Origin of the sequence: Amycolatopsis sp. NPDC052450, from assembly GCF_044547565.1 — a bacterium.
Classification (GTDB): domain Bacteria; phylum Actinomycetota; class Actinomycetes; order Mycobacteriales; family Pseudonocardiaceae; genus Amycolatopsis.
Window position 1 is genome coordinate 55,360 of record NZ_JBIUAQ010000025.1, and the last position, 14,000, is coordinate 69,359.

Genomic DNA, 14,000 nt, shown 5'->3' on the forward strand with positions numbered 1-14,000 from the left:
CGCGCTTCCTCCAAGGTTGGATGACATCGGAACAGTACCGTTGTCGGCTCAGTCCCCACTGAAACGGTTTGGAGGCCTTCACCGTGGTCATGCCGGGTCCCGATACCCGCGTCGTCGAAATACGCGTACCCGGGCTAGTGGGCACGAGCGGTGAAAGCCTGCTGGATTCGACGTCTGTCGTCGACGTAGCGGGCGACGGGGTCGGCAGGCTGATCCGGCCGTCGGACCGGCTGCGCCGTCCCGCTCCCGGTCCGGTGCTGCCCGCGCTCGGCCGTTCGATCCCGCGCATCCTCGAAGGCTACCTGTGGAGCGGGATGACCTCAGGTGGCGCGGCGAAGGCGACGTGGGCGCTGCTGTTCCCGTTCTCGCTGGCGAACGTCGCGCATTGGATGCTGCCGCCGGTCCCGGACGGCAGGCGGTCCGCGGCACTGCTCGGCGCGGTTTGCCGGGGGCTGCTGCGGGTGGCCTCACTGCTGCTGACGATGTTGCTGATCAGCCAGCTCGCGGTGGTCTCACTCGACTTGTTCGCCGCGCAGTGCCTCGCCCCGGGTTCGACCTGTCTCGAAGGAGCGCCGTCGTTCCTGCGGGACTTCGCGCCGCTGCGGATCGCGATCGGGGTGGTCCCGCTACTGGTGCTGATCTTCGTGCTCGACCGGATCCCGTCGTCGGACTGGCGGTCACGCAACAGGCGGCACCGCGCCCACAGTTCGAGCCCGCTGCAACCGCAGGACCTGCCGCGGACGCCGGGCCTGCGCACGCTGCACACCGTCGCCGCCTTGACCTGTGTCGCGCTCCCGTTGCTCGGCGGGCCGTTCCGGCTGCCGACGGTGACGTTCGACCTGATCGTCTGGATCTGCGCGCTGGCGCTCGTCCTCGCCGCGCTGGTGGCCTCGACGGTCGGTTTCTCCGCCGGACCGGTGATCAGGGGCGGGGTGATCGCGGTCGCGGTCGCGCTGGTCGGGATCGCCGTCGTACGCCGGACGCCGCTGCCCGCGGGTCTGCCGGGCGGCGGGCTCGGCGGAGCGGACGGGACGGTCGAGGCGCTCGGCGCGGCCATGGTGGCGGTGACCTTGCTGTTCGCGCTGGTGCTCGCCCCGGCGGCGCTGCTCGGCCGGTCGGCCTGGAAGCATCTGCCGCACCGGCTGCGGCCCTGGCTCGGTGGCTGGGCGGCGGCACCGGTGGTCGCGCTGGCGGGCCTGCTCGGCGGCGGTTTCGGCGCCGGGCTCGCGGTCGCGCTGCGGCAACTGGTCGGCGCGACCGATCTCCGGCTGCCCGACACCTACTCCTTGGTGACGGTGCTGTGGGGTGCCGGGCTCGCGCTCGCCGTCGTGCTCGGCGTGCTGGGTTTCGCGGTGGCCGTCCCGCTGCGCCGGTTGCGCCGCGGCATCCCGAAGATCGTCGCGCTGATGGAGATCGACAAGGCGCAGGAAGAGGAAGCCGCGAGTGCGTGGGCCCGCGCTTCGTGGGAACGCAAGCATCTGCACCATCTCGCGCTCACCGTCGCGCTGGCGATGGCGGCGGGCGGCGGCGCCCTCCTGGTGCTGCGCTTCGGTTTCGGCCCGCTGCCCGACTGGTTCAAACCGATTTCGGCGATCGGCGTGTTCGCGCTGGGCGCGATGGCGGCGGGACTGCTGCGTGTCGTGTTCGCCGCCGCGACCACCCCCAAGCGCAGCCGTCACCTCGGCGCGCTGGCGGATCTCGTGTGCTTCTGGCCGCGCGCCGCCCATCCGACCGTGCCGCCGAGTTACGCGCTCAGGGTCGTCCCGGAACTCGCGGACCGGGTCAAGGAGCATCTGGCCGAGCCGGGCACGCGCGTCGTGCTGTCCGGGTACAACCTCGGCAGCCTGCTGACCGTGCTCGCCGCGGCGCGGGTGATCGCCGATCTGCCGCCGGAGGACCGCGACCGCGTCGGACTGCTGACCGCGGGCTCTCCCCTCCAATGGGGTTATCAGCGTGCTTTCCCCGCGATGCTGCCGCAGGAGCAGCTCGCCGGGTTGTACGAGGATCTCGACGGCCGCTGGCGGGCGCTGTGCCGCGGCACGGACATCTTCGGCGGCGGCGTCACGACGTGGCGGCATCGCGTGGTGTCCGGGAAACTGCTGGGCGACGGCTACCTGCCCGGCGGCGGGACGGGGCCGCTGGCCGCCGAAGCCGACGAGCAGGGTGTCCTGGTGCTCGGCGGCGATCACTGGCTGCCCGATCCGATGCGCGGGCCGACCGGACGGCACCGCTGGGCGCCCGGCGTCCTCAAGCACACGGATTACGTCGTCGACGCCGAATGGGACAACGCCGTCGCGATGGCCGCCGGTCTCGGCCGCCCCCGCCCCACGAACCCTTGGGGCGAGCAGGGATCGCTGTTCGGCGACTTCCCGCAAATGCGCTGAAGGCCCCCTTCGCGAGGAAGAGAGCCTTCAGGCGTCAGCTAGTTTCAGTCGGCCTTGCGACGCACGCGCAGCAGGACCAGGACGCCGGCACCGGCCAGCACCAGCAGGCCACCGGCCCACAGCAGCCAGGCGTTGTCGAAACCGGTGTCCGCGAGGCCGCCACCGTTGCCGCCGTTACCGCCGACGTTCGGGGCGGGCACCGCGGTGCTCGACGGAGCCGAGGTCTCGGACGGCTTGTCCGTGGTGGTCGGCGCGGTCGTCGGCGGCTTGACCGTCGAGGTCTTCGTCGGCTCGCTCGGCTTCGTCGGCTCGGTCGGCTTGGTCTTCTTCTCGCCGCAGGCGAACCAGTGGCTGATGTCGGCCTGCTTGCCGCCGCCGTTCATCGGCGAGCGCAGCTTCTCCCACGGCGGGGTCTCGGCGAGACCGCGCTTGCCGGGCTCGTAGATGTTGTAGCCGTCGCCGCCCTTGACCACGATCGCGGTGACGGTGACGCCTTCACCGACCGCGGTGATGTTGAGGTACTTGTCCTTCTCCGTGCCACCGGTGAAGGTCAGGTCCTTCGTCGAGATCTCGGTGCCCGGCAGCTTCGCCTTCTCACAGGTGCTGACGTTCTTCGGCGTCGGGATGGCGCGGGGGTCGTCGGTGTGGCACGCCAGCGCGGTGCCCGTGACCCCGAGCAGGGCGGCGGTCGCCAGCGCGACGACGGTGGCGGCGGAGCGGACACGCCGTCCGGTGATGATCTGCATTCAGAGCTCTCCTGTACCGATCGGGGGACAAACGAGCAAAGCGTGGCGCCTCTTTGGAGGGATGAAGGTCAACTCGCGGTAGGTCTGCACGAGCCCCGTTCACCCGTCAGGGGGAAGCAGAGACCGGACGCTATCGCACACCGATTTCACACCGAAACCGGGGCCCCCGACAGAACGGCCCACCATCCACAAAGGAATGGTGGGCCGCCGAAACGAGAAAGATCAGTCCGGAACGGACGTCGGGACCTCGTCCTTGTTCTGCTTGCCGAGCAGCGAGTTGCGACGGCTGTAGGCGAAGTAGATGACGACGCCCAGCGCCATCCAGGCCAGGAACCGCAGCCACGTGAGCACGGTCAGGTTCAGCATCAGCCAGACACAGGCGATGATCGCCAGGATCGGGATCAGCGGGACCAGCGGCACCCGGAAGGCGCGGGGCAGATCGGGCCGGGTCTTGCGCAGCACCAGCACGCCCGCGGAGACCAGAACGAAAGCGAACAGCGTCCCGACGTTGACCATTTCCTCGAGTTTGTCCGCCGGGAAGAACGTCGCCGCGACCGCGACCAGCCCGCCGACGACGATGGTCGCCCGCTTCGGCGTGCCGTTCTCCCCGGTCTTCGCGAGGCTGCGCGGCATGAGGCCGTCACGCGACATCGCGAAGATGATCCGGATCTGGCCGAGCATCAGCACCATGACGACGGTCGTCAGCCCGGCGAGGGCGCCGACGGAGATGATGTTGGCCGCCCAGTCGACGCCGTTGGCCGCGAACGCGGACGCGAGCGTCTTCTTGCCGCCGTCACCCGCCGAGGTGGCGAGTTCCTTGTAGTTCACCATGCCGACGACCACGAGAGACACGGCGACGTACAGCACCGTGACGATGGCGAGCGAACCGAAAATGCCGCGGGGCACGGCCTTCTGCGGGTTGCGGGTCTCCTCGGCGGTGGTCGCGACGATGTCGAACCCGATGAACGCGAAGAACACCAGCGACGCCGCGGCCAGCAGGCCGAAGACGCCGAACGAACTGCTGCCGCCACCGGCGAACAGCGAGAACAGCGACTGGTCGACCCCGGTGGACGCAGACTCCGCGGCGGACTCGGCCTCCGGGATGAACGGGGTGTAGTTCGAAGCCTTGATGTAGAAGATGCCGAGCACGATCACGAACAGCACCACCGCGACCTTGATCGCGGTGATCACCATGGAGAAGCGCGAAGACAGCTTCGTGCCGACGGCGAGCAGCGTGGCCAGTACGAGCACCACGAGCAGGGCACCCCAGTCGACCGGGATCGGGCCGAGCTCGAACGTCGTCTTCGTGCCCTTGCCGAAAATGTAGGAGAGCACGGTTTCGAGGTAGGCGGACCAGCCCTTCGACACCGCGGCCGCGCCGACGGCGAGCTCCAGGATGAGGTCCCAGCCGATGATCCACGCCATGAACTCGCCGAACGTGGCGTAGGAGAACGTGTACGCGCTCCCGGCCACCGGGACGGTCGACGCGAATTCCGCGTAACAGAGGGCGGCCAGCGCGCAGGCGATGGCCGCGAACACGAACGCGAGCGAGACCGACGGCCCCGCGAAGTCACCGGCCGTGCGCGCGGTGAGGGTGAAGATCCCGGCACCGATGACGACGGCGACACCGAAGACGGTGAGATCCCACGCGCTCAGGTTCCGCCGGAGCTTCGTCCCCGGCTCGTCGGTGTCCGCGATGGACTGCTCGATGGTTTTCGTACGCCACAGACCGTTTCCGGGCACCCTTGACCTCCTACACCTGACTGCGGTTCAAGGGACCCTATCGCCCGGCCGTCACGGCAGCGCGGTGGGAGAGCAACCAAGTACCCGGAGGTCGCGGCGGTAATCGGCGGTGTACGGACAGTTGCTCCGGACGCGTTCGCGAAGCGACTGCGAAACCTTCCGCCCATGTCATGAAAGGGTCGTTCAGGACGAAAAACGTCCTGAACGACCCTTTCATGACATCTGAGGAGCGAACCGCCGGCCAGGCTCAGGCCAGCGCGCGGTCCAAGTCCGGCTCCAGGTAGATCAGCTTCGCCGTCGGCACCTTCGCGCGAACGCGCGCTTCGGCGTCGTCGATGGCCTGCGCGATGTCCGCGGTGTCCAGCCCGGGCACCAGCGCGAGCTTCGCGGCCACCAGCATCTCGTCCGGGCCGATGTACAGCGTGCGGATGTGGATGACCCGCTCGACCTTGCCGGCGGCGAGTTCGTCGACGATCGAGTCGAGGTCGGTCTCGGAGGCGCCTTCACCGATCAGCAGGCTCTTCATCTCGATGATCAGGATGATCGCGATGATCCCGAGCAGCACGCCGATCGTGAAGGTGCCGATGCCGTCCCACACCGGATCGCCCGTGATCACCGAAAGCCCGACGCCCGCGAGCGCGAACACGAGGCCGAGCAGCGCGCCCGCGTCCTCCAGCAGCACCACCGGCAGTTCCGGCGTCTTGGCCTGGCGGATGAAGGCCCACCAGCCCGCGTCGCCCTTGATCTTCTTCGACTCCTGGATCGCGGTGTAGAAGGAGTAGCACTCCAGCCCGATCGCGACCACCAGGATGCCGACCGCCACCAGCGGCGAAGTCAGGGCCTCCGGCTCGGTGATCTTGTGGACGCCCTCCCACAGAGCGAACATCGACCCGAGGCTGAAGAGCATCAGCGCGACGATGAACGAGTAGAAGTACCGGTCCCGTCCGAAGCCGAACGGGTGGGTGCGGGTCGCCTTGCGCTGCGAGGTCTTCTGCCCCAGCAGCAGGAGGCCCTGGTTCGAGGTGTCCGCGAGCGAGTGCACGGACTCGGCCAGCATCGAAGACGACCCTGTGATGAGGTAGCCGGCGAATTTCGCGGCCGCGATTCCGGCGTTCGCCACGAGCGCGGCGATGATCGCCTTGGTTCCGCCACCTGCAGACACGTGCAACTCCCCAAATGGTGTCCCGATATGCCGGGTTCGAAGGCTAGCAGTGCAGATGAGCCCGTACACGGCGGGCGGGACAGGTCACAGAATTGTCGGGCCCCCTCGCTAGTCTCGCCCCTCTCATGACCTGGGAGGTGCCCGTGCCGCGATTCGGCGTGCTCGGACCGTTGACGATCGAGAGCCCGTCCGGGCGGCGGACGACGCCGCGCGGCGATCATCAGCGTGCCCTGCTGGCCGTCCTGCTGCTGAACGCGAACTCGCCCGTCCCGGTCGGCGCGCTGGTCGAGACCCTCTGGCCGGAGACGCCGCCGAAGTCGTACTCCTCGAATCTGCACACGTACGTCTCCCGTCTGCGGGCCCGCTTCGAGGGACTGGAGATCGAGCGGGATCCCCACGGCTACCGGCTGGTGGTCGAGCCCGGCGACCTCGATCTGCTGTCCTTCCGCGAAGCCGCCGCGGCCGGGAAGGCGGCGGCGCGGGCGGGCGATCCGGCGGCGGCCGCCGGGCACTACCGCCGGGCGCTGGCGGAATGGCGCGGGCCGGTCCTGTCCGGGCTGCACATCCCCCGGCTCGACGCGGACGTCGCCCGGCTCGAGTCGGAACGGCTCGCCGCCTTCGAAGACTGTGTCGACGCCGAACTGTCCGACGGCAGGCACGGCGAGCTCACCGGCGAACTCCAGGCGATGATCACCGAACATCCCCTGCGCGAGCGGCTGGCCGCGCAGCTGATGATCGCGTTGCACCGCGCCGGGCGGCAGGCCGATTCGCTGGCCGTCCACCGCGATCTGCGTGCCACCCTCGTCGAGGAACTGGGCGTGGAACCCGGCGCCGAGGTCCGCCGCGTGCACGCCGCCGTGTTGCGCGGTGAGGATCCGGTGCCCCCGGCCAAGCCGTCGCCGGTCTTCCCGATCTGCCAGCTGCCGCCGGACATCGCGGATCTGGCGGGCCGCGAGGACGAGATGGCGAAGCTTTCCGGGCTGCTCGGCGACGGCGCGGGGGTCCCTGTCGCGGTGATCACCGGCCAGCCCGGCGCGGGCAAGTCCACCCTCGCGGTCAGCACCGCGCACAGGCTCCGCCGCTCCTTCCCGGACGGGCAGCTGTTCGTCCCGCTGGCAGGCGCCTCCAGCCCGCGCGACCTCGCCACCGTGCTCGGCGACCTGTTGCGCGCGCTGGGCGTCACCGGCCCGGCCATCCCGGACGACGTCGACGCCAGGGCGGCGGTGTACCGCGGCCGCCTCGCCGATCGGCGGGTCCTCGTGGTGCTCGACGACGCCGCGAGTCCCGATCAGGTCCGCGCGCTGCTGCCGGGAACGCCGGGCAGCGCGGTCCTGATCACCAGCAGGCGGCGGCTTTCCGGGCTCGCCGGGGCGGATCGCCTCCACCTCGCACCGCTGTCCGGCGCCGAGGCGATGGCCCTGCTGGCACGGCTTGCCGGGCCGGACCGCGTGGGCGCCGAAGCCGCGGACGCGGAGCGGATCGCCAAGGCCTGCGGCAATCTCCCGCTGGCACTGCGGATCGCCGGCAGCAGGCTCGCCATGCGGCCGGGGCTGCCGCTCGGGAAGCTCGCCGGGAAGCTGGAAGACGAGGTCTCGCGCCTCGACGAGCTCCAGGTCAGCGATCTCCAGGTGCGCGGCAGCATCGCGTTGAGCTATGAAGCGCTGAGCCCGGCGGCGCGGCGCGCGTTCCGGTTGATCGGCCGCTGCCGCACGCTCGACCTGCCCGCGTGGGCGGTGTCGGCCCTGGTCGATGACGAACGCTCGGACGAGGCCATCGACGAACTCGTCGAGGCCAGCCTGCTCGAAGCCACCGGTCTCGATCCGACGGGTGAGCAGCGGTTCCGCGTGCACGACCTGGTGCGGGTGTTCGCCACGGAACTCGGCAGGGAACTGGAGACCCGCGCCGAGCGGGTGGCCACCGTCGCGAAGGTGTCGGACGCGGCGTTGTGTCTCGCCGACACGGCGGCCCGCCGCCTGCCGAGGACGGTGCCGATGCCGTTGTCGGATCACGATGTCCCCGTGCAACCCCTGGCGGGCGAACTGGTCGAGCGGCTGCTGCGTGATCCCGGCACCTGGTTCTCGGTGGAGCGGGCCAACCTGGTCGCCGCCGTCTCGTCGCTGTGTGCCGTCGGCTGGCTGCGGAAAGCCTTGCGAATACTGGAAAGACTGAGCGCGTACCTGTACTTGCACAGCCATTACACCGATATGCGGACGGCGTACGAGACGTTGCGCGACGCCGCCCGCGAGGCGGGTGACCGGCACATCGTGGTCATCGCCGAGGCGAATTTGGCGGTGTTGCTGCATGTTCGCGGCGAGTACGAACGCGCCGTCGAGGGCTATCGCGAATGTTCGAAGGAATTGGCGGAGCTGGGCGATCTGGCCACGCAGGCGTGGGTGGAGACCAATCTGGCGCACAGCCTGGTCGGGCTCGGCCGGGCCGGGGAATCCCTGCACGCCGCCACCCAGGCGCGCGAACTGTCCACTGTGGAGGATTCCGGAACCCACGCGAGGCGAGCGGAATCCGCCGCGCTGCACAGACTGGGCAAGGTCTCCGAGGCGCTGGAGATCGATCGCCGGATTCTCGCCCAGGCGCGCGAAAGCGGCGACGAACGACAGCTCGGTGTTGCCCTGCAAGGACTTTCGTGGTCGCTGATGCTCGACGGACGCCCGGAGGATGCCTTGGCGACGATCGAGGAATCGGTGCGGGTCCTGCGCCGGACGACGGCGAAATCGGCACTGGCGAAGTCGTTGCGTACCCAGGGCGCGATCCTCGCGGGCGCCGGACGGCGCGACGGCGCGGTGAAGGCCTACGAGAACGCGCGGCGGCTGGCCGGAGCGCTCGAAGAACGGCCGAGGGAACTTTCCTGCACGCGGGCGATCGCCGCCAGCTGGATCGGCGACGGCCGGGCCGATCGCGCGATCCCCGTGCTGCGCCGCTGTCTCGACGAATTCCGTGCCATGGGCGGGAAACCCGCGACAGGCCTCACCCTGCACGTGCTGCGCAGGGCGTACGAGGCCGTCGGGGAAACAAAAGCGGCCGAGGCGGCGGGTGAAGAGGCGAAGCGATTGGAAGTCCCCCACGACGCCAACGCTTCGACCCTCGTCCGGTTGCTGTTGTCGCTCACCGAACCCGCCCCGGCCTGACCGAGCGGTGCCCGACCCCTCAGACGGGCACCACCCGGAAATCACCATCAGTCCGGGATCACTGGGCGGCGAGCCGTGGTTCACGCCGTCCGGCGGAGAACCAGGCCAGCGCGATCACCAGCACCCCGTTGGCCGCGGCGTCCCACACCGGCGGCGAGGCGGGCCCGAGTCGCGCGACCGCGAACACGTTGATCAGCCCGGCGACGGTCAGCATCACGCGGACGGGCTGGGTGCCCGTCACCACCAGCGCGGCGGTGAGCAGGACCTGCGCGCCGAGCGAGACGAGCACGACCAGCGGGAGGCTCAGCCTGCTCTCCGCGCCGGCGGCGAGGCCGTGCAGGCCGGAGCCCGCGGCTTTGATCGACTCGATCGTGTCGCCGGCGAATCCCGCCAGCGCCTGCGCCGAACCGGCCAGGTCTTGGCCGCTCGGCAAGGGAAGCACCAGGTCGACGACCGGGACCAGCACGGTCACGACGGCGAGTCCGAGCGCGGCGAGCAGAGCGGTGGGGCGCGCGGAGACCGGCACCCGGTAAGCGCGTCCGCTCGCCGCGTCGGGATGGGAAGTCACTACTGCTGCTCCTTGGCTATCGACATCCGGGACGAGCCGACGCCAAGCGCCGGGTCACCCCTTCGGGCGATAGTTGCGGAAGCCACCACACGGAACGCACACACTTCGGCAAGCACTCCGTAGCCCAAGAACCCCGCAATTCGTCACCTGGTTGCGGTACTTGCGCGTGCAAGTACCGCAACCAGGTGCCGAATTGCGGGGTCGAGGGGCTAGCAGGTGCCGGCGGTGGCGCGGAACACCTGCGTGCGCTCAGCGGAAAGCGGCCGCACACGGACGGCGGGGTCGGCGGCCGGGAGCCACACCGACTGGCCGCGGCGGAGCTCGACCTGTTCGCCGTCGTCGGCCGTGACCTGCAGGCCACCGGCGGTGCACAGCAGGATCTGCGGGCCGACGTCGTGGACGGCGACCTCGCCGCAGTCCCCTGCCTCCCATTCGATCCGCGACAGCTCGAACTCGGGAGCGTCGGTGCGGTACACCGACAGGCGCTCCTCGCGCTCGCCACTCTGGACCGGCATCTCGCCGCACGCGAAGTCGACGACGCGGAGCAGCTCCGGCACGTCGACGTGCTTGGGGGTCAGCCCGCACCGCAGGATGTTGTCCGAGTTCGCCAGGATCTCGACCGCGGTGCCGTGCAGGTACAGGTGCAGGTTGCCGGCGGGCAGGTAGATCGCCTCGCCCGCGCTGAGGGTGAGCCGGTTGAGCAGCAGCGCCGCGAGCACCCCCGCGTCCCGCGGATGCGCCTCGCCGAGTTCGAGGATGGTCCGGCATTCGACGTCGAACTCGCCGCGTCCCTGGACGTGTTTCACACACGAATCGAGGACCTCGGGCAGCAGTTCGTCGAGCGCGGCCTGCGGCAGCGTGATCCAGGTGGTGAACAGCGCGCGCAGCCCGGCCGGATCCGGCTGGGCCTCCAGCAGCACCGCGTACTTCGCCAGCCCGGGTGTCTCGATCGCCTTCAGCAGCGACATCGTGCGTTCCGGGTCGCGGAAGCCCGCCAGCGCGTGGAACTCGGTCAGCGCGCAGACGAGTTCCGGTTTCGCCGTCGGATCCGGGTAGTTGCGGTTCGAGGCGTCACGCGGGATCCGCGCCGACTCCTCGCGCGCGTACCCCTCCGCCGCCTGCGCGGCCGACGGGTGCGCCTGCATCGAAAGCGGCTCTTCGGCGGCGAGGATCTTCAGCAGGAACGGCAGCCTGCCGCCCCAGCGTTCGGCGCAGGTCGTGCCGAGCTGGCCGACCGGATCGGCTTCGACGAGCTCCAGCAGGCTCCGCTCGCTGCCGTCCGGGCCGATGACGTGGGACGGGTCACCGGGGTGGGCGCCCATCCACAGCTCCGCCTCCGGATGCGGCGCCGGCACCGGACGTCCCAGCAGCTCGGGGATCGTCGTTCTCGATCCCCACGCGTAGGGCCGCACGGCATTGCGCAGCAGCTCCACTGTCACCTCAACTCCTCGCCGGGCACGGGTGGTGCCGGCCCTCATTGCTTACGTCGCGCTCGGGACTCACGCCGTTGCGGGCGTGTACCTCCCGGCGCCGCCGATGCTGCCGACGGCCAGCCCCAGATAGACCGCGGCCAGCTCGAAACGCAGCGCGAGAACGGCCGCACGCACGATCTCGTCCGTTTCGATCTCTTCGGCCGGGGCGATCACATCCGCACCGGGCAGCAGGTCTTCCGCCTCAAAACGGGCCGCGTCCGCGGCCGGTCCCGTCCGAACCGAGAGGAGCAACACCCTCGGCGCCGAACCGTTCCCCTCCTCCGGGTCCGCGAAGATATCGCGATCCCGGCCGCCGGACAACGCCGCCCGCCGCAAGGCGGGCCTGGCCAGCGCCTGGCGGTAGTCCTCCGCGTCACAGACGACGGCGGCGTGCGCGGCGAACGCGTGGGCCGCGTGCTCGCCGACGGCGACGGCGACCGGGTCCAGCCCCCACAGCAGCGGCTGCCGGTCGGCCATCTTCAGCGCCATCGCCTTGGCCGGGTTCGCGAACGAATCCCTGGACAGGTAGTCCTTCTCGGCTTCCGCGTCGAGGTGGTCGGCGAGCTGCTCCAGGTCGGCCACCAGCAGGCCGAGCGCGTTCGCGGTGAGCAGGGCGGCCGCGAGACCGCGCGGGAAGGCCATCTCCGGCGGAACCGGGATCCTCGGCGCGAGCAGCAACCCCTTGCCCGCGACGGCGGCGGCCACCGGGCCTTCCGCGGGCGCGGACAGCACGACGGTCGCCCCGAACCGGGCGGCACGTTCCAGTGACGCGGCCAGCTCGCGGTCACCGGCGTCGTCGGTGTGCGCGAAGACGACGTCGAGCGCGCCGATCCAGCTCGGCACCACCTCGGCGACGACCACCGGCACCGGGCACGACGGGGCGAGGAGCGCGCCGATCAGCCGGGTCAGCGTCCGGCTGACGCCCGGCCGGTCGATCAGCACGAGCGAGCGCGGGCGGCCGACGTCCAGCCGGTCGCTCAGCTCGAGTTCGGCCGCGGCTTCGGCCATCGCCCGGACCTGGGCGCCCGCCATCGCGGCGGCACGGAGAAGCCCCGCGGTGTCGGCCTCGGCCAGCCTCGCGGGATCGTCGAGCAGGGAATCGTCAGGGACCGTCGGCATGATCGCCATCCGGGGTCGTCGGCTCGGTGGCTTCGTCCAGCAACAGTACCGGGATTCCATCACGGACCGGATACACCCGACCGCACTCGGTGCAGGTCAGCGCGTCGGCCTCCGGGTCGGCCGTCGTCCCCGGCCGCAGCGGCGCGTGATCAGGGGACGGGCAGGCCAGGATCTCCAGCAACTGTGCGTCGAACGTGACGGCCATGGTTACTCCCTACCTGTGGGACGTCTCGATGTGTGTTTTCACGACACATTCGTTACCCACGGACGATCGCCAATACGTCTTCGGTCAGCGCCCGGACGGCCTCGGCGTCGGCGGCCTCGACGTTCAGGCGGAGCAGCGGCTCGGTGTTGGACGGGCGCAGGTTGAACCAGCCGCCGCCGGGAAGCTGCACGGTGAGCCCGTCCAGTTCGTCGATTTCGACGCCGTCGCGGGCGCCGAACGCGTCCTTGACCGCCATCATGCGCGCGACCTGGTCGTCGACCGTCGAGTTGATCTCACCGGAGGCCGCATAACGCGAGTACTCCGCGGTCAGCTCGGACAGCGGGCCCGTCTGCTCGCCGAGGGCGGCGAGGACGTGCAGCGCGGCCAGCATGCCGGTGTCGGCGCGCCAGAAGTCGCGGAAGTAGTAGTGGGCGGAGTGCTCGCCGCCGAAGATCGCGCCGGTCTTGGCCATCTCGGCCTTGATGAACGAGTGCCCGACCCGGGTGCGCACCGGTTTGCCGCCGTGCTCGGCGACGATCTCCGGGACACCCTTCGACGTGATCAGGTTGTGGATGATGGTGCCGCCCGGCTCCTTCTCCAGCTCCCGGATCGCGACCAGCGCGGTGATGGCGCTCGGCGACACCGGCTCGCCGCGCTCGTCGACGACGAAGCAGCGGTCCGCGTCGCCGTCGAAGGCGAGACCCGCGTCGGCGCTTTCTTCGCGTACCTTCGCCTGGAGGTCGACGATGTTCTTCGGGTCGAGCGGGTTGGCCTCGTGGTTCGGGAAGTTGCCGTCGAGCTCGAAGTACATCGGCACGACCTCGATGGGCAGGCCCGCGAAGACCGTCGGGACGGTGTGGCCGCCCATGCCGTTGCCCGCGTCGACGACGACCTTCAGCGGGCGGCTGCCGGACAGGTCGACGAGTTTGCGCAGGTATGCCGCGTAGTCCGCGAGAACGTCCTTCTCGGTCACCGAACCGCGCTGGCCTGCGAAGGCGGGCACGCCCTGCTCGACGGTGTCGCGGATCTCCGCGAGACCGGAGTCCTGCCCGACCGGGGCGGCGCCGGAGCGGCACAGCTTGATGCCGTTGTACTTCGCCGGGTTGTGGCTGGCGGTGAACATGGCGCCCGGCAGGTTGAGCGATCCGGACGCGAAGTAGAGCTGGTCGGTGCTGGCGAGGCCGATCGACACGACGTCGAGGCCCTGCGAGGTCACGCCGTCGGAGAAGGCGGCGGACAGCTCGGGCGAGGAGTCGCGCATGTCGTGGCCGATGACGATCGCGTCCGACTCGGGTTTGATCAACAGGGCGAAGGCCGAACCGAGGTCGCGGACGAGTGCCGCGTCCAGCTGCTCACCGACCACGCCGCGAATGTCGTAGGCCTTCACGATGCCCGAAAGGTCTGGCACGCCTGCTCCCCGCCAATAGTCTCGTTACAACGCCCTCTGGCGCGCTCGAA

At 70.2% G+C, this 14,000-nt stretch carries 10 protein-coding genes; 2 read left to right on the forward strand and 8 right to left on the reverse strand.

The features are described from left to right. Positions 1-89 precede the first annotated feature (89 nt). On the forward strand, positions 90-2,384 hold the full coding sequence (locus ACIHAO_RS31615; RefSeq protein WP_396564007.1) for a hypothetical protein: 2,295 nt from the start codon (positions 90-92) through the stop codon (positions 2,382-2,384). A 44-nt stretch (positions 2,385-2,428) separates the two neighbouring features. Here ACIHAO_RS31615 and ACIHAO_RS31620 read toward each other — a convergent pair whose 3' ends face one another. The 3 genes from ACIHAO_RS31620 to ACIHAO_RS31630 form a co-directional block, all read right to left on the reverse strand. Then, positions 2,429-3,130: an LPXTG cell wall anchor domain-containing protein gene (locus ACIHAO_RS31620; protein ID WP_396564009.1), complete on the reverse strand. Its 702-nt coding sequence runs from the start codon at positions 3,128-3,130 to the stop codon at positions 2,429-2,431. 222 nt (positions 3,131-3,352) lie between these two features. Further along, positions 3,353-4,873 (reverse strand): amino acid permease, encoded by a 1,521-nt coding sequence (locus ACIHAO_RS31625; RefSeq protein ID WP_396564011.1) that lies wholly within the window; start codon positions 4,871-4,873, stop codon positions 3,353-3,355. A 247-nt stretch (positions 4,874-5,120) separates the two neighbouring features. Further along, positions 5,121-6,035 carry a cation diffusion facilitator family transporter gene (locus ACIHAO_RS31630; RefSeq protein ID WP_396564013.1) on the reverse strand — a complete coding sequence of 305 codons (915 nt, stop codon included), beginning with the start codon at positions 6,033-6,035 and terminating at the stop codon, positions 5,121-5,123. Between the two features lie 143 nt (positions 6,036-6,178). Between ACIHAO_RS31630 and ACIHAO_RS31635 the strand changes: the two genes are divergently transcribed. After that, positions 6,179-9,178, forward strand: coding sequence for a BTAD domain-containing putative transcriptional regulator (locus ACIHAO_RS31635; RefSeq protein ID WP_396564123.1), 3,000 nt, complete (start codon positions 6,179-6,181; stop codon positions 9,176-9,178). A gap of 58 nt (positions 9,179-9,236) precedes the next feature. Here ACIHAO_RS31635 and ACIHAO_RS31640 read toward each other — a convergent pair whose 3' ends face one another. The 5 genes from ACIHAO_RS31640 to ACIHAO_RS31660 all read right to left on the reverse strand — a co-directional run bounded on the left by ACIHAO_RS31640 (position 9,237) and on the right by ACIHAO_RS31660 (position 13,950). Beyond that, positions 9,237-9,746, reverse strand: a complete 510-nt coding sequence (locus tag ACIHAO_RS31640; protein WP_396564015.1) for a hypothetical protein — start codon at positions 9,744-9,746, stop codon at positions 9,237-9,239. A gap of 209 nt (positions 9,747-9,955) precedes the next feature. Then, on the reverse strand, positions 9,956-11,179 hold the full coding sequence (manA, locus tag ACIHAO_RS31645; protein WP_396564125.1) for a mannose-6-phosphate isomerase, class I: 1,224 nt from the start codon (positions 11,177-11,179) through the stop codon (positions 9,956-9,958). Positions 11,180-11,245: 66 nt separating this feature from the next. Beyond that, positions 11,246-12,337 carry a hypothetical protein gene (locus tag ACIHAO_RS31650; protein ID WP_396564017.1) on the reverse strand — a complete coding sequence of 364 codons (1,092 nt, stop codon included), beginning with the start codon at positions 12,335-12,337 and terminating at the stop codon, positions 11,246-11,248. Then, positions 12,321-12,542, reverse strand: coding sequence for a Trm112 family protein (locus ACIHAO_RS31655; RefSeq protein WP_125673982.1), 222 nt, complete (start codon positions 12,540-12,542; stop codon positions 12,321-12,323). Before ACIHAO_RS31655 ends, ACIHAO_RS31650 begins: the two co-directional genes overlap by 17 nt. 52 nt (positions 12,543-12,594) lie before the next feature. Further along, complete coding sequence (locus tag ACIHAO_RS31660; protein ID WP_396564019.1) at positions 12,595-13,950, reverse strand: phosphomannomutase/phosphoglucomutase; 1,356 nt, start codon at positions 13,948-13,950, stop codon at positions 12,595-12,597. Between the last annotated feature and the right edge of the window lie 50 nt (positions 13,951-14,000).